Below are 17,446 nucleotides of genomic sequence, written 5' to 3' on the forward strand. Positions count from 1 at the left end.
ACGAGCATCCCGGCGAAGGTGCCCAGGGCGTCCTTGATCTTCCCGGCCGGCACGGGCTCGAGCTCGGCGACTGCGACGGCGGCCCAGGTCCCGGCGACCTCGCGGGCCTGCGCGACCGACGTCGTGGTTGCGCAGGCCGGTGACGACGGGGCGCAGGGTGTCGTTGGAGTGGAGCGCGGCGCCGAGCCGGCCCAGCACGGCGGCGCCGTCAGCGTCGCGCGATGGTGATCAGCCTGTCGAGGATGTGCTCGCCGTCGGTGCGGATGCCGTCGTGCTGGTAGTCGTTGGTGATCCACGGGCGCAGGCCCTTGATCGCGCGGGCGGTGGCGAGGGACAGCTCCAGGGGCACGAACATGTCGTCGACGTAGATCGCCGCCGCCACCGGCACGGTGTTCGCGGCGAGCACCTTCGGGTCGTACAGCGCGGGGAAGTCCTCCTTGGCGGCGAGGAGGTCGGCGGCGTCGGCCAGCGGCCGCAGCGCCGGGTCCTCGCGCAGCTGCCACGGGTAGATGTGCTCGCCCGTGAGGTAGTACGGGGTGGCCGGCCAGGCCGGGTCGGCGTCCTCGGCCATCGAGGCGAACTCCCCGCGCACGCGCTCCGCCGCCCAGTGCGTGGCCGACCCCTGCGCGTAGATGGCCTCGTGCAGGACGGCGTAGAGCGGGTTGCCCGCGTAGCTGACCAGGGCGCCGACGTCGGCCAGGAATGACCGGGTCAGCCGCCGGGCGCCGCCGACGCTGACGAAGGGCTCCTCGAGGACGTAGTGCAGCGCGTCGAAGCCGAGGTCCGCGCCGAGCCGGATCCCGATCTGCCGCAGCCGGCGGGCGGAGAGCCGCTCGCCCGTGGGGAGCAGCTCCTCCGTGCCGGCCAGGTGCTGGGCGACCTCCCGCAGGCGCGCCTGGTCGTCCGGGTAGCGGGCGAAGTACTGGTGGTTGCGCCGGGCCGTCTTGGCGTAGGTGAGGCGGTAGACCTCCTCGGCGGTCGCCGTCAGGCCGGGGAGCCCGGCGACGACGAACGCCTCCCGCAGGCCCTCCGGGGCGCGCGAGAGGTACGCCGTGATGACGAACCCACCGAAGGACTGCCCGAGCACCGACCAGGGCCGGCCGCCGGCGAGCTCGCGGCGCAGCGCCTCGGCGTCCGCGACGATGGCATCCGCCCGGAAGTGCGCGAGGTAGTCCGCCTGCGCGGCCGCGTCGCCGCGGGCCGTGACGGTCACGGCGTCCGCCGGGCTCGAGTGCCCGGTGCCGCGCTGGTCGAGGAGGACCACCCGGTAGTCCTCCAGGGCCCGGTCGACCCAGCCGGTGATGCGCGCCGGCCGGTCCCCGCGGCTGCCGGGGCCGCCCTGGAACCAGACCAGATGGGGGCGCTCGGCGCCGCCGTCGCGCACGATCTCCCGCGCGAAGAGCTGGATGGTCTCGCCGGCCGGGGCGGCGGGGTCCAGCGGGACCGCCAGGCGGTGCTCGTAGACGTCGTGCCCGTCGATCCGGTAGCGGGAGGTGTCCATGGACCGATTCTGCCCTCCCCGGCCGGGGCCCGGACCCCGGCCGGGGTCCGGATCCCGCCCGGTGTCGCGGCCGTCTACCGGGCGCGCATCATGGGCGCCGTGCTGGCCGGGGCCCCGCCGGACTGGGCGTCGGAGAGCCGGGCGACCGTGGCCTCGGCGCGCCGCACCCGGGCCAGGGCGTGGCCGGGCAGGGCGTCGGCGAGGAACTCGTACGCGTCGGCCGTCTCGCGGGCCGCGCGGTCGCCGGTGCGCGCGGCACCCACGGTCGCTCCCCACCAGTCGGCGATGTCGCCCCAGCCCGGCGCGGCCAGCGAGCCGCCGAAGTGCTGCACCGCCAGGGCGGAGCACAGCACCGCGAACCGCAGCCGCTGCTCGAGGGCCCAGCCCTGCAGGGTCCCGGTGACCAGCGCGGCGGCGAAGACGTCCCCCGCGCCGGTGGCGTCGATGGCGTCGACGCGCAGCGGCTCCACCTGGACCTCCTGCCCCGTCGCTGAGTCGACGGCGAGGGCGCCCTCCGCGCCCAGGGTCACCACGGCCAGGGGCACGTGCTCCGCCAGCAGCCGGGCCGCGGCCGCGGGCGAGTCCGCGCGGGTGTACGCCATCGCCTCCACCGCGTTGGGCGTGAACGCGTAGCAGCCCGTCAGCCGGTCCAGGTGCGCCGCGTCCCAGACCTCGGTGGGGTCCCAGGCGGCGTCGGCGAAGACCAGCGAGCCGGCGTCCGCCACCGCCCGCCACCACGGCACCTCGTCCCGTGCGGTCTCGGTCAGCTCCGCCACGACGGCGCGGGCCGGCGGGGCGGCGGCGATGAGGTCCGTGGCGGCGTCGGGGTCGGGATGCCCGTGGGTGACCATCGCCCGGTCGCCCCCGGAGGCCATCGACACGGTCACCGAGGTGTGCCAGTGCTTGTAGCGGCGGGACGCGGACAGGTCCACGCCCTCCTGCTCGCCGAGCACGGTCCACAGCCAGTCCGCGTACGCGTCGTCGCCGAAGCCCGCCGCGAGGCCGGTGCGCAGCCCCAGCCGCGCGGCCGCCACCGCGAGGTTCGCGATGCCGCCGGGGGCGGAGCCCATGCCCTCGGCCCACACCTCCGTCCCGGCGCGCGGGGTGCTGGGCAGCCCCGTGAAGACGATGTCGAAGAAGACCGGCCCGGCGACCAGCAGGTCCAGGGCGGCGTCGGCGGGCTCGGGGCTGGGGGGCTGGGTGCTCATGGTGAGGACGATCCTCCCATCCCGCTAGCGTGGCCTGGTGATTCTCACCATCCTCGGCGGCGGCGGGTTCCGCGTGCCGCTCGTCTACCAGGCCGTCGCGGCCGCCCGGGCACGCGTCGACGTCGACCAGGTCGTCCTGCTCGACGACGACCCCGACCGGCTCGCCACGATGACGCGCGTCCTCGCCCAGCTCGCCGACGAGGCCGCCGACGCGCCGGCCGTGCGCGCCACCACGGACCTCGACGACGCCGTCACCGGGGCGGACGTGATCTTCTCCGCCATCCGCGTGGGCGGGACGGCCGGGCGGACCCACGACGAGCGGGCCGCGCTCGGCGAGGGCCTCCTGGGTCAGGAGACCGTCGGGCCCGGGGGTCTCGCCTACGCGTTGCGCACGGTGCCGGTGGCCGACCGGGTCGCCGCGCGCATCGCCCACCTGGCGCCGGCCGCGTGGACGATCAACTTCACCAACCCGGCGTCCATCGTCACCGAGGCCATGCGCGCACGCCTGGGCGGGAGGGTGCTGGGCATCTGCGACACCCCCATCGCCCTGGTGCGCCGGGCGCTGCGGGCCGTCGGGCGGGACCCCCTCGCCTTCGACCGCGGCGACGTCGAGGTCGACTACGCCGGGCTGAACCACCTCGGCTGGCTGCGGGCGCTGCGCGCCGACGGGCGGGACCTGCTGCCGGGGCTGCTCGCGGACGACGCCGCCCTCGCCGGCCTGGAGGAGGTCCGGCTCATGGGCGCCGACTGGGTGCGCGCGCTCGGCGCGCTGCCCAACGAGTACCTGTACTACTACGACTTCACCCGCGAGGCCGTGGCCGCCATCGCGGGGCAGGAGAGCACCCGCGGGGAGTTCCTCGCCGTCCAGCAGGGCGGCTTCTACGCGGCGGCCGCCGCCGAGCCGGGCCGGGCGCTGGCGCTGTGGCGGGAGGCCCTGGCCGTGCGGGAGGCCACCTACATGGCCACCGAGCGGGAGAGCGCCGACGCCGGGGCACGCGAGTCCGAGGACCTGGGCGGCGGCTATCACGAGGTGGCCGTCGACCTCATGGCCGCGCTGCTCGGCGCCGAGGAGCACCGCATGATCCTCGACGTCGCGAACCGCGGCGACGACGGCGCCGCGATCCTCCCGGGCCTGCCGACCGACGCCGTCGTCGAGGTGCCGGTGCGCGTGGACGCCACGGGCGTGCACCCGCTGGCGCTGCGCACGTCCCTGGCGCCCGCGATGCTCGCCCGGGTCGCCGCGGTGAAGGCCAGCGAGCGGCTGATCATCGAGGCCGCCCGCACCCGCTCGCGCGAGACGGCGTGGAAGGCGTTCGCGGCGCACCCGCTCGTCGACTCCGCGGCGGTCGCCCGGCGGCTCGTCGACACGCTCTGAGGCCGGCGATCGCCCGGCCGATTCGCCTGCACGGCACGGCCCGCTGAGGGACGCTATGCGGGTGCACCGGCGCGCCCGCGACCGGGCCGAGAGGGGGACGACGATGACCATCCGACTCTGGTCACGCGAGGCCGAGCCCGAGGCCTCCGCGGAGTTCCGGCGCGTGCTGTGGACGGGCGAGCACAGCCAGCTCGTGATCATGACGATCCAACCGGGCGGTGACATCGGCGAGGAGACCCACTGGGACAACGACCAGATCCTCAGCTTCGTCTCCGGGTCCGGGAAGGCCGTGGTCGAGGACGACGAACAGTTCGTGACCGCCGGCGACATCGTGGCGGTCCCGGCGGGCACCCGGCACAACTTCATCAACGTCGGCCCCAACCCGCTCGTGCTGTACACGATCTACGGGCCGCCGCACCACGCCGACGGCGCCGTGCACGCGACCAAGGAGGACGCCGAGAAGGCCGAGGTGTCCGGGCAGGACGAACCGCCGCAGGGCTGAGCGCGGGCGCTCTCCGGCCGGGCGCGCGTGGGCGGCGGGCCGGGCGCGCGTGGGCGGCGGGCCGGGCGCGCGTGGGCGGCGGGCCGGCCGGCGCCGGCCGGCCGGCAGGTGGCGGCGGGCCGGCCGGCGCTGGCGGTCCCGCGGGCGCCACGCCCCCGCCGGTCCGCGAGGACCTCCTCCTGCTGGCGGCGATCTTCCACGACATCGGCAAGGTCCCCGGCGGCCGCCACCACGCCGAGGCGGGCGCGCGCCTCGTGGGCCCGATGATGGACCGCCTCGGCCTGGCGCCCGCGGACCGGGACACCGTGGTCCTGCTCGTGCGCGAGCACCTGCTGCTCGCCGAGACCGCCACGACGAAGAACCTGCGCGACCCGGTGGTCATCGCGCACGTGGCCGACGCCGTCGACGAGCGCCCCGAGGTCCTGGCGATGCTGCGGCGCCTGACCGAGGCCGACGCGACGGCCGCCGGCCCGCAGGCGTGGACGTCGTGGCGGGCGGGGCTGGTCGACACCCTTACCGCTCGGGTGGCCGCCACTCTCGCGTTACCCTGACCTACAGTCCTTCTCCCTGCCGACCCGAGGTACCGCCTTGTTCGCCAACCTGTCCGACCGGCTCACCGCCTCCTTCAAGCAGCTCCGCGGCAAGGGGCGCCTGTCCGAGGCTGACATCGACGCGACCGTCTCGGAGATCCGTCGCGCCCTGCTCGAGGCCGACGTCGCCCTCCCGGTCGTGCGCTCGTTCACCGCCAACGTGCGCGAGCGGGCCAAGTCCGCCGAGGTCTCGGCCGCGCTGAACCCGGCGCAGCAGATCATCAAGATCGTCAACGCGGAGCTGGTCGAGATCCTCGGCGGCGAGGCGCGCGACCTGCACTTCGCCAAGCACCCGCCGACGGTCATCATGCTCGCGGGCCTCCAGGGCGCGGGCAAGACGACCCTGGCCGGCAAGCTGGGCAGGTGGCTGCGCGAGCAGGGCCACACGCCGCTGCTCGTCGCCTCCGACCTCCAGCGGCCCAACGCCGTCACCCAGCTCCAGGTGGTCGGCGGGCAGGCCGGCGTGCCGGTGTGGGCGCCCGAGCCCGGCAACGGCGTCGGCGACCCGGTCGCCGTCGCCCGCTCCGGCATCCAGCACGCCCGCGACAAGCTCTACTCCGTCGTCGTGGTCGACACCGCCGGACGCCTCGGCATCGACACCGAGATGATGCAGCAGGCCGCCGACATCCGCGACGCCGTCGACCCGGACGAGATCCTCTTCGTCCTCGACGCCATGATCGGGCAGGACGCGGTCACCACCGCCAACGCGTTCGCCGAGGGCGTCGGCTTCACCGGCGTGGTCCTGTCCAAGCTCGACGGCGACGCCCGCGGTGGCGCCGCGCTGTCCGTGCGCGGCGTGACCGGCAAGCCGGTGCTCTTCGCGTCCACCGGCGAGAAGCTCTCCGACTTCGAGCGCTTCCACGCCGACCGGATGGCCTCCCGCATCCTCGACATGGGCGACATCCTCACCCTCATCGAGCAGGCCGAGCGCACGTTCGACGCCGCGCAGGCCGAGGAGATGGCCAACAAGATCGCCGGCGACGGTGACTTCACCCTCCAGGACTTCCTGGCCCAGCTGGCCCAGCTGAAGAAGATGGGCTCGATGAAGAAGATGCTCGGCATGCTGCCGGGCATGGGCCAGATGCGTGAGCAGCTGGAGAACTTCGACGAGCGCGAGGTGGACCGCGTCGAGGCGATCGTCCACTCGATGACGCCGGCCGAGCGCACGAACCCCAAGATCCTCAACGGCTCGCGCCGCCAGCGCATCGCCCGGGGCTCGGGTACCACCGTCACCGAGGTCAACGCGCTCATGGAGCGCTTCGAACAGGCCAAGACCATGATGCGGCAGATGGCGCGCGGCGCCGGCAAGGGCATGCCCGGCATGGGCATGCTGCCCGGCGGCGGGAAGAAGGCGAAGGGCCGGATGGCGCCCCCGCCGAAGAAGGGCAAGAAAGGCAAGTCCGGGAACCCGGCCAAGCGCGCCCAGCAGGAGCTCGAGGCCTCCCAGCAGGTGGCGCCGCAGGCGCGGGCCGGCTCTGCGTTCGGGCTGGGCCAGCCGAAGGCGCAGGAGGTTCCCGACCTCGAGGAGCTGCAGAAGTACCTGCGCTGACGCCCCCCTCCCTCGCCGAGCGGTCAAGTACTGACCGGGCGGCCATCAGCGCTGCCGTGGTGAGCCGGCGGGCGGCGCCGACGTCGCCGCCCGCCCCCGGGAACAGCCGCCCGCCCCCGGGAACAGCCGCCCGCCCCCGGGAACAGCCGCCCGCCCTTGGGAACACGGGGAAGACTTCGTACGGATAGTCAGTACGAAGTTTTCGGCGTGCGAGCGGAGCCGGCGAAGCGCCGAGGTTGGGAGAGCGCCGTCAGCGTCGTCAGGCTCAGCCGCCCCGTGAGGCCAGCTCGATAGCCCACGCGCGGGCGCGCGCCTGGGCGGTGTCGGACGGCGGAGGGCCGGCGTTGACGGGCGCGCGCGGCGGCACCGCCCCGGTTCCGGGGTCAACCGAGGCCCCGGGGTCAACCGGGGCCCCTGGGCCATCCCCGGCCCCTGGGCCAACCCCGGCCCCTGGGCCATCCCCGGCCCCCGGGCCAGCCCAGGCCCCCGGGCCAACCCGGGCCCCGCCGGCTGCTCCGAGATCAGCCCGGGCGTCGGCCCCGGCGCCGCGGTACCGGTCCGCGGCCAGCCGCGGGCGGCGGCGGCCACGAGGTCTGGCGGCAACGCAGGGCCCATGGCGGTCATCTCCTCCCGCTCACTCCCGTGCACACACGCGACCACGCACCCACGCAGCCAGACACGCAGCCGCGGCCTCCCTACCTGCCCATGCTGGCACGCCGGCGCGTGAGAACGTAGGGCGCATGAGTGACGTGCTGCACCTCCAGGGGACCGTCGTCGTCGACGACCGCACCGAGCTGCCCGAGTGCTGGGTGACGGACGGCCGCCTGAGCCTGACCCTGCCGGCCGGGGCGGAGACGGCCCGCACCCTCACGGGCTGGGTGCTGCCCGGGCTCGTCGACGTCCACTGCCACATCGGCCTCGGTCCCGACGGCGAGGTCGACTACGAGGAGGCGCTCCTCCAGGCGAAGGCCGACCTCGACGCCGGGACGCTGCTCGTCCGTGACGCCGGCTCGCCCATGGACAACCGCTGGGTGCAGGAGCGCACGGACCTGCCGGTCCTCATCCGCGCCGGGCACCACCTCGCCCGGCCCAAGCGGTACCTGCGCCACTACGGCCTCGAGCTCGACGACGTCGCCCAGCTGCCCGAGGCCGTGGCCGAGCAGGCGAGGTTCGGGGACGGCTGGGTCAAGATCGTCGCCGACTGGATCGACAGGTCCGACGGCGCCGACTCCGACCTGCGCCCCCTCTGGCCGGCCGACGTCCTGGCCGACGCGGTCGCCGCAGCCCACGAGAACGGCGCGCGCGTCACCGCCCACACCTTCGCGCACGAGACGATCGACCCCCTCCTCGACGCCGGCGTCGACGGCATCGAGCACGGCACCGGCATGGACGCCGACCACATCGCGGAGGCGGCCCGCCGGGGCATCCCGGTGACCCCCACCCTCCTGCAGGTCGGCTACTTCGCGTCCTTCGCCACGCAGGCCGGCGCCAGGTACCCGCGCTACGCCGCCCGGATGTCCCGGATGCACGCCCGCCGCTACGAGCAGGTGCGCGCGTTCCATGACGCCGGCGTCCCGCTGCTCATGGGCTCCGACGCCGGCGGCACCATCGCCCACGGCTCACTCCCCGCCGAGCTGGCCGAGGTCGTCCGCGCCGGTGTCCCGGCCCGCGACGTCGTCGCCGCCGCGAGCTGGCGGGCCCGCGCCTTCCTCGGTGCCCCGGGGATCGCGGACGGCGCGAGCGCCGACGTCGTCATGTACGACGCCGACCCCCGCGACGACGTCGCGGTGCTGACCCAGCCCTCCGCCGTCGTCCTGCGCGGTCGGCTCGTCTGACCGCGGAGGCGTCAGGAGCCTGCGACGACCGCCGCCGACGTCGCGGCCGTGACGGCGGCGGACGTGGCGGCGGTGACGGCCGCGACGGCCTTGCGCACCGCCTCGCCGGCGAACTCGCCCGCGGCGATGGCCCGAGCCCGACGGCGTAGCTCGCGCTTGTCGAGGCCCGAGCCGGCCATGACCCTCGGGACCTGGTCCACGGCGCCCAGCAGCGACACGAGCGCCGCCTCGCGGGGGGTCGGCGTCCGGCCGAGCGCGAGCACCTCGACTAGGCCCCGGCGCACGTCGCGCTCGTGCGCCGAGTCCACCGCGGGCCACGAGCGGGTGGGGAAGATGCCGAGCACGCGGCCCTGCTCGGCCCGCAGGATCCCGCGCCCGACGAGGCGGTCCAGCAGGCCCGGCCGCAGCTGCTTCGCCAGGCCGGGCAGGTGGTCCTGAGGCTTGCCGGGCCGCCGGGTGCCGATGCGCCGCAGCGCCTCGTCCAGCACGCCGTCACCCGTGGGGGAGGGGTCGCGCACGACGAGACGGCCGGGGCGCACAGCCCCGCCGGGCTCGGACACGACGACCCGGCCGGCCGTGGCCAGCTCGAGCACGACGGCGCCGGCCAGCGCCAGGTCCAGCCGGGTGCCGTCCAGCGCGGCCCGGCCGCTGGAGTCGTCGGTCAGCAGAAGCAGCAGGTCCTCGGCGAGCAGCATGACGACACCGTACCGAGGCCCGGGCGCGGGCTTCCCGGGAATCCCTTGCGCCTTCCGCGGTTCCGTGGTTCATTGGTCCAGTAATGAACCACGGAGGGGGTCGGATGTTCGAGGGACGTGAGCCCATCTACGTGCAGATCGCCCAGCAGATCCGCGCCGAGATCCTCGCCGGGACCCTGCCCGAGGAGGGCCAGGTCATGTCGACCACCCAGTACGCGACGACCTACCGCATCAACCCCGCCACCGCCGCCAAGGCCTTCGCCGAGCTGGTCGACGAGGGCCTGCTCTACAAGCGCCGGGGCGTCGGCATGTTCGTCGCGACCGGCGCCCGGGAGCGCCTGCTGGGCCAGCACCGCCAGTCGTACTTCACCGAGGTGCTCGACCCCGCCCTCGCCCAGGCCGAGCTGCTCGGCATCGGCGTCGAGGAGCTGGTCGAGCACCTCACCCGCAACCACCCGAGGAGGGCCGCGCGATGAGCGCACTGCAGGAGACAGCCGGGTTCGACGTCGCCGTCCGCGACCTGACCGTGCGCTACGGCCGCACCACGGCGCTCGACGGCGTCACGTTCGACCTCCCCGCCGGCGGCATCTACGGGCTGCTCGGCCGCAACGGCTCCGGCAAGACGACGCTGCTGTCCGTGCTCGCCGCCATGCGGCGGGGGGCGTCGGGGCAGGTGCGCGTGGACGGCGAGGACCCGTTCGAGAACGCCCGCGTCATGGGTGGCACCAGCATCACCCGCGAGGGCGGCGACGTGCTGGCCCACGAGCGGGGCAAGGTCAACCTCAGGTATGTCGCCGCTATGCGTCCCGGGTTCGACGCCGCCTGGGCCGAGGAGCTCCTCGACGCCTTCGCCGTCGACGGTCGCAAGGCCCCGGACAAGCTCTCCCGCGGGCAGCGCTCCGCGCTCGGCGCCGTCATCGGCCTCGCCACCCGCGCGCCGCTGACCATCTTCGACGAGGTCCACCTGGGCATGGACGCCCCGTCGCGTCAGCTGTTCTACGACGTGCTGCTCGCCGACGTCATCGCCCACCCCCGCACCGTGATCCTCTCCAGCCACCTCATCGGCGAGATCGAGCACCTCCTGGAGCGGGTGGTCATCCTCGACGGCGGCACGGTGCTCCTGTGCGAGGAGGTCGACGTCCTGCGCGCCAAGGGCGTGACCATCACCGGGCCGGCCGACCGCGTCGCCACCGCCGTCGCCGGCCTCGGCGTCGTCGGCACCCGCGACCTCGGCCGGACCCGGCAGGTCACGATCTTCGACGACCTCGACGACGGCGCCCTCGACCGGGCGGCCGCTGCCGGCCTCGAGCTCGGCGGCGTCCCCCTGCAGGACCTGTTCATCCACCTGACCGCGAGGGAGTCCCGATGACCACGCTCACCACCATCAGGCCCGTCCGGGCGCCGTGGCTGCGCGCCGCCCGCTGGCAGCTGCGGTCCCAGGCCGCCGTGGGGGCGTGGCTGTGGGCCACCATGGCCGTGGCCGCCACGGTCGTCGTCGGCCTCCTCAGCCGCTTCGCCGACGTCGAGGTGTCGATCTTCCAGTTCAGCAGGCACGGTGCCCTGTGGACGGGCTTCGCGATGGCGGTCATCTTCTGCACCGCCGGCCTCGCCGCCCACGTCGCCAGCGGCCTCACCCGTGCCGCGTTCGTGCGGGCCACCGTCGTGGTCGGCGTCGTCGTCGGTGTCGTCTACGCCCTCCTCGCCGGAATCGGGCTCGAGCTTGAGGGGCTGGTCTACGGCGCCAACGGGTGGAGCCACGTCGGGTCGGGCGGTGGCGTCGACCCGCAGCACGGCTTCGACCCCCCTTCGGGGCTCGGGGTCGTCCCCGGGCTGGCGCTCTCGTTCGTCGCCGGCCAGCTCAGCGGCCTGCTCGTGGGGATGGCCTACTACCGGCTCGGCGGCTGGTGGGGCACCGTCGTCCTGCCGCTGACCCTCGCACCGATCTACCTCGTCGGCTCTCCGAGCCTGACCACCGGTCAGCTCCAGCTGCTCGCGCCGCTGGACCTGTCCGCCCCCGCCGCCGCCATCGTCTCCGTGGCCGTGCTCGCCGCGGCCGCGCTGGCCTACTACCTCCTCGCCCGGCACGTCCCGATCCGGAGCGTCCAGTCATGAACCCCGTCGTCGAGGCGCCGGCCCGGCATCCAGCTCCAGGACCTGGGGCGGCGGGCGAGGACCGCCCGGTGACCGTGGCGCGTCCCACATCGCAGGGTTTCTTTGACGCCCCGGGATCTGGCAGAATGACCCGCTGTACTCAGCGCGGCCGGCCCTCTCACCGTCCGAGGCTGTGTCCTGCGACCAACCGAGACGCCGAAACCCACCGGGGTCCTGCGCGGTCCACCGACATCGAACCAGGAGTGACCACCTAGTGGCAGTCAAGATCCGTCTCAAGCGCATGGGCAAGATCCGCGCGCCGTACTACCGCGTCGTCGTGATGGACTCGCACACCAAGCGCGACGGCCGGGCGATCGAGGAGATCGGCAAGTACCACCCCACCGAGGAGCCTTCGCTCATCGACATCAACTCGGAGCGGGCGCAGTACTGGCTCTCCGTGGGCGCCCAGCCCTCCGACCAGGTCGCCGTGCTCCTCAAGATCACGGGTGACTGGCAGAAGTTCAAGGGCCTGCCGGGCGCCGAGGGCACCCTGCGGACCAAGGACTCCTCCGCGGAGACCGCCGCCGAGACCAAGGCCGCCGCGGTCAAGGCCGCCGAGCAGGACGCGGAGAAGCGCAAGGCCCGCGCCGCCGAGGACAAGGCCGCCAAGGCCGAGTCCGACAAGGCTCCTGCCGAGGCGCCCGCCGAGGCCGAGGGCGACGCCGAGGCTCCCGCACAGGACGCCTGATCCCCGTGCTGGCTGACGCTCTCGAGCACCTGGTGCGCGGCATCGTCGACCACCCGGACGACGTGCACGTCTCCGCCCGTTCGCTGCGCCGCGGCGAGCTGCTGGAGGTGCGCGTTCACCCGGAGGACCTGGGTCGCGTGATCGGCCGGGCCGGGCGCACCGCCCGGGCCCTGCGCACCGTCATCGGCGCGCTGTCGACCACCGGTCCCGTCCGGGTCGACGTCGTGGACACCGACCGGCGCTGAGCTCGTCCGCCGCAGACCCGGCCCCCGCCACGGCGCGGGCCGGGTCTGCGCGTATCCGGGGGCAGCTGCCCCACCACCCATCTGCATCAAAGGAGCCGGCGTGCTGCTGACCGTCGCGATCATCGGAGCGCCCCACGGTCTGCGCGGGGAGGTCCGTCTGGATCTACGCACGGACGACCCGCGCCGCCGCCTCGCCGAGGGCAACGTGATCGAGACCGAGCCGGCCGACGCCGGCCCGCTGACCGTGGCCCGCACCCGCAACGTCCAGGACTCCTGGTACGTCGTCTTCGACGAGGTGCACGACCGCACGGGCGCGGAGTCGCTGCGCGGGGTCCGGCTCGTCGTCGAGAGCGACGAGGACGAGGGCGACGACGACGAGGGCTGGTACCCCCACGAGCTCGTCGGCCTGCGCGCCGTCCACGTCGACGGTCGCGCGCTCGGCACCGTCAAGGACCTCGAGGTCCTGCCCGCCCAGGACGTCCTGGTCATCGACGAGCCCGACGGCGCCGAGGCCCGCGTGCCCTTCGTCGCCGCGTTCGTCCCCGACGTCGACGTCGAGGCCGGCACGATCACCCTCGACCCGCCCCGGGGGCTCTTCGCCTCCGACCCCGCCGACGACGAGGACGAGGAGCCGCGGCGCACCGGGCCCGGCACCGACGGGGCCGGCGAGCAGGAGGGCTGACGTGCGGCTCGACGTCGTCACCATCTTCCCCGGCTACCTCGACGCGCTGGACCTCTCCCTGGTCGGCAAGGCCCGGCGCGACGGGCTGCTCGACCTGCGCGTGCACGACCTGCGCGGCTGGGCCACCGACCGCCACCGCACCGTGGACGACACGCCCTTCGGCGGCGGGGCCGGCATGGTCATGCGCCCCGACGTCTGGGGCGTGGCCCTCGACGACGTGCTCGGGCTCTCCGCCGACCCGTCCGGCGCGCCGGACGCCCCCGACGCTCCCGGGACGCCGGACGCCCGTGGGGCCGACGCGCCCGGCGCGCCCGACGCCGGCGCGGCGGCCCACCGCCGCGTCCTGCTCGTCCCGACCCCCTCCGGCGACCGGTTCACCCAGGCCATGGCCGAGGACCTCGCCGCCGCCGACCAGGTGGTCATCGCCTGCGGGCGCTACGAGGGCATTGACGCCCGCGTGGCCGAGCACTACCGCGCGGAGCCGGGCATCGAGGTGCACGAGATCTCCCTCGGCGACTACGTCCTCAACGGCGGGGAGGTGGCCGCCCTCGTGGTCGTCGAGGCGGTCGCCCGCCTCCTGCCGGGCGTCATCGGCAACCCCGAGTCCCTCGTGGAGGAGTCGCACGGGGCGGCGGGGCTGCTGGAGTACCCCGTCTACACCAAGCCGCCGGTCTGGTCCGGGCTGGAGGTGCCCGACGTGCTGGCCTCGGGCCACCACGGCAGGGTCGCGCGCTGGCGCCGCGACCAGGCGCTGGCGCGCACGGCGGAGCGGCGCCCCGACATGCTCGCCGCCCTCGACCCGGGTGCCCTGGACCGCGCCGACCTCAAGGTCCTCGCCGCCCACGGGTGGTTCGTGCCCGCGCCCCGCGCCCCGGGGACGCCCGTCGCCCCGACCCGCGTGCGCGTGCGGCGCGCGACGGGGGCCGACGTCGCCGCCCTCGCGGCGCTCGCCGCGGCCACCTTCCCGCTCGCCTGCCCGCCCCACATGGCGCCCGCGGACGTCCAGGCCTTCATCGACACGCGCCTGTCCGAGCGGCACTTCGCCGCCTACGTGGCCGACGACGCCCGCTACCTCGTGCTGGTGGCCGAGGCCGCGGGCGAACTCGTCGGCTACACCCTCCTCGTGCTGCCCAGGGAGCCCGGGGAGCCGCCGTACGCCCCGGACGTCGCCGACGCCGTCGGCGCCCGGCCCGCCGCGGAGCTGAGCAAGTGCTACGTGCTCCCGGCCTACCAGGGCACCGGCGTCGCGGGTGTCCTCCTCGAGGCGACCCTGGACACCGCCCGGACGCTCGACGTCGCGGGGGAGCGCCTCGCCGTCGTCTGGCTCGGCACGAACCAGGGCAACCGGCGGGCGCAGCGCAGCTACAGCCGGCACGGCTTCACCGTCGTCGGCACCCGCCGATTCCGGGTGGGGGACAGCCTCGAGCAGGATCTGGTCATGGCGCGGGCGCTGCACGTGGCGGACCCCACAGCACAGCACGACGGCGGCCGTTAGGCCGGCCGTGGCGGCTGTGGCAGACTAGGGAGGCCGTGCGTCGCGAGACAGCGCCCGTCGGACCTGCCGCAGGGGGTCCACAAGGCCCGCAGACGCCGAGCGACCCAGATACCACGGTGGCCCCGGCCGCCCCGAGAATCGCGCGTGACCTGTGGCACGGGCGGGAAGAGATCACATGCAGACCCTGGACATGGTCGACGTCGCCTCGATGCGCGACGACATCCCGAAGTTCTGGCCCGGTGACACCCTCAAGGTCAACGTGAAGGTCGTCGAGGGCACCCGCTCCCGCATCCAGGTCTTCCAGGGCGTGGTGATCGCCCGCTCCGGCGCCGGGGTGCGCGAGACCTTCAAGATCCGCAAGGTCAGCTTCGGCGTCGGCGTCGAGCGCACGTTCCCCGTGCACTCCCCGTCGATCGAGTCGATCGAGGTCGTGACCCGCGGTGCGGTCCGTCGCGCGAAGCTGTACTACCTGCGCAACCTCCGCGGCAAGAAGGCCAAGATCAAGGAGAAGCGCGACACCGTCGCGCGCTGACCGACCGCGTCAGCCGTCCGCTGCCCGGTACACCTCTCGTGTACCGGGCAGCGGTGTGTCAGGGGCTTGTATGGTCGTCCCCGAGGCCGCCGCACCGTCCGTGTGCCCGGTCCCTCGACCAGCGCACATCTGCATCGCACGAGGGAGCTGAAGCACCGACGTGAGCACCAGCAGCACCGGCACGCCCGACTCTGCACCACAGGATCCGGGGCGGGAGGGCCGCGCGGAGCTCGGTGCCGACGCGCGCGAGGCTATGCCGCCGACCTACCCGCCGAGCCACGAACCCGCCTCGACGGCGCCCGCCCGGCCGCCCGCCGCGTCGGGCAACGGCCGGTTCCGCGGCACGCCCGACCGCCTCGGCGGCGCGCCAAATCACGCCGGCAGCGAGAAGGCGCCCCGCAAGGGCGGGTGGTTCCGCGAGAGCGTGACCGTGATGGTCTCCGCGCTCGTGCTCTCAATCCTCATCAAGACCTTCCTCGCGCAGGCGTTCTACATCCCCTCCGGGTCCATGGAGAACACGCTGGCCGTGGGGGACCGGGTGATGGTCAACAAGCTCGCCCCGGGGCCGTTCGACCTCGAGCGAGGGGACATCGTCGTCTTCGTCGACCCGGGCGGCTGGCTCGGCGAGCTGCCCCCGGACACCAGGCCGCAGTGGCAGCAGACCATGAGCCAGGTCCTCACCTTCGTCGGCCTGCTGCCCCAGAACGCCGGGCACCACCTCATCAAGCGCATCATCGGCGTGGGCGGGGACACCGTCGCGTGCTGCGACGACCAGGGGCGGCTCACCGTCAACGGGACGTCCATCGACGAGCCCTACCTCAAGGCCGGGACCAGCCCCAGCGACGTCGCCTTCACCGCCGAGGTGCCCGAGGACCACGTGTGGCTCATGGGGGACAACCGCTCCAACTCCGAGGACTCCCGCGCCCACCTCGGCGACCCGGGTGGCGGCATGGTGCCGGTGAGCAACATCGTCGGGCGCGCCTTCGTGGTGCTCTGGCCGGCCGAGCGCATCAAGCTCCTCAACAACCCCGAGGCGACCTTCGCCAAGGTGACGGACCCGCCCGTGAAGGAGCCGGTGCCGTGACCCGTGCCCAGGCGACCGGGCGTGCCCCGGCCCGCGCCCAGGCCCCGGCACGCCCCGTGCCCTCCCGGGAGCTGGAGTCCTCGCTCCTGCGCGCCCTCGGCCCCGGCGCGCTGCTGGCCGGGATGGACGAGGTCGGCCGCGGCGCCCTGGCGGGACCGGTGAGCGTGGGCGTCGCCGTCGTCCACGCGGGGACCTCCGACGACGTCCCCGACGGCCTCGCCGACTCCAAGCTGCTCACCGCCCGGGCGCGCGAGGACCTCGTGGACCCCGTCCGCGCCTGGTGCGCGGGCTCCGCCGTCGGGCACGCCGGCCCCGACGAGATCGACGCGCTGGGGATCATCGCCGCGCTGCGGCTCGCCGGGCGCCGGGCGCTGGCCGAGCTCGCCGCCGTCGGCCTCGCCCCCGCCCTGGTCGTCCTCGACGGCGTCCACGACTGGCTGAGCGAGCCGGCCCAGGCTGACCTGTTCGCGCCCGAGCCGCCCGTGGTGCTCGTGCCGGGGACGGGCACCGGCGTGGTGACGCCCCCGGTGCGCACCCAGGTCAAGGCGGACGCGAGCTGCTCGGTGGTGGCGGCCGCCAGCGTGCTCGCCAAGGTGACCCGGGACGCCATCATGGTGGGGCTCGACGCCGAGCACCCGCAGTACTGCTGGGCGGGAAACAAGGGCTACAGCTCGGCCGAGCACGCGGCCGCGCTGCACGAGCACGGTGCGACGGTCCTGCACCGGCGCTCCTGGCACCTCCCCGGGTTGGAGGCGGGGCCCGACGACGGCCCGGACGGCGCGCGCGACGGTGGCCCGGACGGCGGGCCCGCGGAGGCCGCGGTCGACACGAACCCGCAGGTGGGCGACTTCGCGGACCCGTGGACCGCCGGGTCCGCGGGCGTCCTCGCAGGCAGGGCATGATTGACCTGTGAGCGCTGAGGACCTGGAGAACTACGAGACCGAGCTGGAGCTCGACCTCTACCGTGAGTACCGCGACGTCGTGGGGCTCTTCTCCTATGTCGTCGAGACGGAGCGACGCTTCTACCTCGCCAACGGCGTGGACGTGCAGGTGCGCTCGGCTGGGGGAGAGGTCTTCTTCGAGCTGACCCTGACGGACGCGTGGGTGTGGGACGTGTACCGGTCGGCGCGCTTCGTGAAGTCCGTGCGCGTCGTGACCTTCAAGGACGTAAACATCGAGGAGCTCGCCAAGCGCGACCTCGAGCTGCCCTGACCGCGCGCCTCGTCCCCGAGGGTGCCGCGCCCGTCCACAGGCGTCGCGTCCTGCCACCCCCCCCACAGCCCGGTCCCTGAGCCGGGCCCGATGACACCCAGC

19 protein-coding genes and 1 pseudogene are annotated in these 17,446 nt (G+C 74.6%); 17 read left to right on the plus strand and 3 right to left on the minus strand.

Going from position 1 to position 17,446, the window contains the following annotated elements; all coding sequences use genetic code 11:
- Positions 1-208: 208 nt before the first annotated feature.
- Positions 209-1,501 (minus strand): alpha/beta fold hydrolase, encoded by a 1,293-nt coding sequence (locus tag EJK16_RS14885; RefSeq protein WP_127130665.1) that lies wholly within the window; start codon positions 1,499-1,501, stop codon positions 209-211.
- A 74-nt stretch (positions 1,502-1,575) separates the two neighbouring features.
- The gene (locus EJK16_RS14890; protein ID WP_127130667.1) at positions 1,576-2,709 is read right to left on the minus strand and encodes a carbohydrate kinase family protein; all 1,134 of its coding nucleotides are present in this window, start codon (positions 2,707-2,709) and stop codon (positions 1,576-1,578) included.
- Positions 2,710-2,746: 37 nt separating this feature from the next.
- Between EJK16_RS14890 and EJK16_RS14895 the strand changes: the two genes are divergently transcribed.
- The 5 genes from EJK16_RS14895 to EJK16_RS14920 all read left to right on the plus strand — a co-directional run bounded on the left by EJK16_RS14895 (position 2,747) and on the right by EJK16_RS14920 (position 8,560).
- The gene (locus EJK16_RS14895) at positions 2,747-4,084 is read left to right on the plus strand and encodes a 6-phospho-beta-glucosidase (protein WP_127130669.1); all 1,338 of its coding nucleotides are present in this window, start codon (positions 2,747-2,749) and stop codon (positions 4,082-4,084) included.
- Positions 4,085-4,187: 103 nt separating this feature from the next.
- Positions 4,188-4,586, plus strand: coding sequence for a cupin domain-containing protein (locus EJK16_RS14900; protein WP_127130671.1), 399 nt, complete (start codon positions 4,188-4,190; stop codon positions 4,584-4,586).
- A 71-nt stretch (positions 4,587-4,657) separates the two neighbouring features.
- Positions 4,658-5,137 (plus strand): HD domain-containing protein, encoded by a 480-nt coding sequence (locus EJK16_RS14905; RefSeq protein ID WP_164737364.1) that lies wholly within the window; start codon positions 4,658-4,660, stop codon positions 5,135-5,137.
- Between the two features lie 37 nt (positions 5,138-5,174).
- A complete protein-coding gene (gene ffh, locus EJK16_RS14910; RefSeq protein WP_127130675.1) occupies positions 5,175-6,725 on the plus strand; it encodes a signal recognition particle protein in 1,551 nt (516 codons plus the stop codon).
- Between the two features lie 740 nt (positions 6,726-7,465).
- Positions 7,466-8,560 (plus strand): amidohydrolase family protein, encoded by a 1,095-nt coding sequence (locus tag EJK16_RS14920; RefSeq protein ID WP_127130677.1) that lies wholly within the window; start codon positions 7,466-7,468, stop codon positions 8,558-8,560.
- A gap of 11 nt (positions 8,561-8,571) precedes the next feature.
- Here the strand turns inward: EJK16_RS14920 and EJK16_RS14925 are convergent, their stop codons facing one another.
- Positions 8,572-9,255: a GPP34 family phosphoprotein gene (locus EJK16_RS14925; RefSeq protein ID WP_127130679.1), complete on the minus strand. Its 684-nt coding sequence runs from the start codon at positions 9,253-9,255 to the stop codon at positions 8,572-8,574.
- Between the two features lie 104 nt (positions 9,256-9,359).
- Here EJK16_RS14925 and EJK16_RS14930 point away from each other — a divergent pair, with 104 nt between their 5' ends.
- The 12 genes and pseudogenes from EJK16_RS14930 to EJK16_RS14980 all read left to right on the plus strand — a co-directional run bounded on the left by EJK16_RS14930 (position 9,360) and on the right by EJK16_RS14980 (position 17,344).
- Positions 9,360-9,731 carry a GntR family transcriptional regulator gene (locus EJK16_RS14930; protein WP_127130681.1) on the plus strand — a complete coding sequence of 124 codons (372 nt, stop codon included), beginning with the start codon at positions 9,360-9,362 and terminating at the stop codon, positions 9,729-9,731.
- Positions 9,728-10,624 (plus strand): ATP-binding cassette domain-containing protein, encoded by an 897-nt coding sequence (locus EJK16_RS14935; RefSeq protein ID WP_127130683.1) that lies wholly within the window; start codon positions 9,728-9,730, stop codon positions 10,622-10,624. Before EJK16_RS14930 ends, EJK16_RS14935 begins: the two co-directional genes overlap by 4 nt.
- On the plus strand, positions 10,621-11,367 hold the full coding sequence (locus EJK16_RS14940) for a hypothetical protein (protein WP_127130685.1): 747 nt from the start codon (positions 10,621-10,623) through the stop codon (positions 11,365-11,367). The genes EJK16_RS14935 and EJK16_RS14940 overlap by 4 nt, the downstream gene beginning before the upstream one ends.
- A gap of 253 nt (positions 11,368-11,620) precedes the next feature.
- On the plus strand, positions 11,621-12,094 hold the full coding sequence (rpsP, locus tag EJK16_RS14945) for a 30S ribosomal protein S16 (RefSeq protein ID WP_127130687.1): 474 nt from the start codon (positions 11,621-11,623) through the stop codon (positions 12,092-12,094).
- Positions 12,095-12,099: 5 nt separating this feature from the next.
- On the plus strand, positions 12,100-12,339 hold the full coding sequence (locus EJK16_RS14950; protein WP_127130689.1) for an RNA-binding protein: 240 nt from the start codon (positions 12,100-12,102) through the stop codon (positions 12,337-12,339).
- Positions 12,340-12,439: 100 nt separating this feature from the next.
- On the plus strand, positions 12,440-13,021 hold the full coding sequence (gene rimM, locus EJK16_RS14955; protein ID WP_127130691.1) for a ribosome maturation factor RimM: 582 nt from the start codon (positions 12,440-12,442) through the stop codon (positions 13,019-13,021).
- A gap of 1 nt (position 13,022) precedes the next feature.
- Positions 13,023-13,877: pseudogene (gene trmD, locus EJK16_RS20315) on the plus strand (tRNA (guanosine(37)-N1)-methyltransferase TrmD); the annotation flags it as partial.
- Positions 13,878-14,006: 129 nt separating this feature from the next.
- On the plus strand, positions 14,007-14,516 hold the full coding sequence (locus tag EJK16_RS20320; RefSeq protein ID WP_240646106.1) for a GNAT family N-acetyltransferase: 510 nt from the start codon (positions 14,007-14,009) through the stop codon (positions 14,514-14,516).
- Between the two features lie 175 nt (positions 14,517-14,691).
- Complete coding sequence (gene rplS, locus EJK16_RS14965) at positions 14,692-15,048, plus strand: 50S ribosomal protein L19 (RefSeq protein WP_127130695.1); 357 nt, start codon at positions 14,692-14,694, stop codon at positions 15,046-15,048.
- 160 nt (positions 15,049-15,208) lie between these two features.
- Positions 15,209-16,132 (plus strand): signal peptidase I, encoded by a 924-nt coding sequence (gene lepB / locus EJK16_RS14970; RefSeq protein ID WP_240646089.1) that lies wholly within the window; start codon positions 15,209-15,211, stop codon positions 16,130-16,132.
- Complete coding sequence (locus EJK16_RS14975) at positions 16,129-17,034, plus strand: ribonuclease HII (RefSeq protein ID WP_370276054.1); 906 nt, start codon at positions 16,129-16,131, stop codon at positions 17,032-17,034. Before lepB ends, EJK16_RS14975 begins: the two co-directional genes overlap by 4 nt.
- A gap of 7 nt (positions 17,035-17,041) precedes the next feature.
- Positions 17,042-17,344: a DUF2469 domain-containing protein gene (locus EJK16_RS14980; RefSeq protein ID WP_127130697.1), complete on the plus strand. Its 303-nt coding sequence runs from the start codon at positions 17,042-17,044 to the stop codon at positions 17,342-17,344.
- Positions 17,345-17,446: the final 102 nt, after the last annotated feature.

Source organism: Georgenia sp. SYP-B2076 (assembly GCF_003991205.1).
GTDB lineage: Bacteria > Actinomycetota > Actinomycetes > Actinomycetales > Actinomycetaceae > Georgenia.

Coding starts and splice junctions, on each gene's coding strand:
- EJK16_RS14885 (WP_127130665.1), bottom strand. CDS start 1,501: ATGGACACCTCCCGCTACCGGATCGACGGGCACGACGTCTACGAGCAC.
- EJK16_RS14900 (WP_127130671.1), top strand. CDS start 4,188: ATGACCATCCGACTCTGGTCACGCGAGGCCGAGCCCGAGGCCTCCGCG.
- EJK16_RS14935 (WP_127130683.1), top strand. CDS start 9,728: ATGAGCGCACTGCAGGAGACAGCCGGGTTCGACGTCGCCGTCCGCGAC.
- EJK16_RS14930 (WP_127130681.1), top strand. CDS start 9,360: ATGTTCGAGGGACGTGAGCCCATCTACGTGCAGATCGCCCAGCAGATC.
- EJK16_RS14925 (WP_127130679.1), bottom strand. CDS start 9,255: ATGCTGCTCGCCGAGGACCTGCTGCTTCTGCTGACCGACGACTCCAGC.
- EJK16_RS14890 (WP_127130667.1), bottom strand. CDS start 2,709: ATGAGCACCCAGCCCCCCAGCCCCGAGCCCGCCGACGCCGCCCTGGAC.
- EJK16_RS14920 (WP_127130677.1), top strand. CDS start 7,466: ATGAGTGACGTGCTGCACCTCCAGGGGACCGTCGTCGTCGACGACCGC.
- rplS (WP_127130695.1), top strand. CDS start 14,692: ATGCAGACCCTGGACATGGTCGACGTCGCCTCGATGCGCGACGACATC.
- EJK16_RS20320 (WP_240646106.1), top strand. CDS start 14,007: ATGGCGCCCGCGGACGTCCAGGCCTTCATCGACACGCGCCTGTCCGAG.
- EJK16_RS14940 (WP_127130685.1), top strand. CDS start 10,621: ATGACCACGCTCACCACCATCAGGCCCGTCCGGGCGCCGTGGCTGCGC.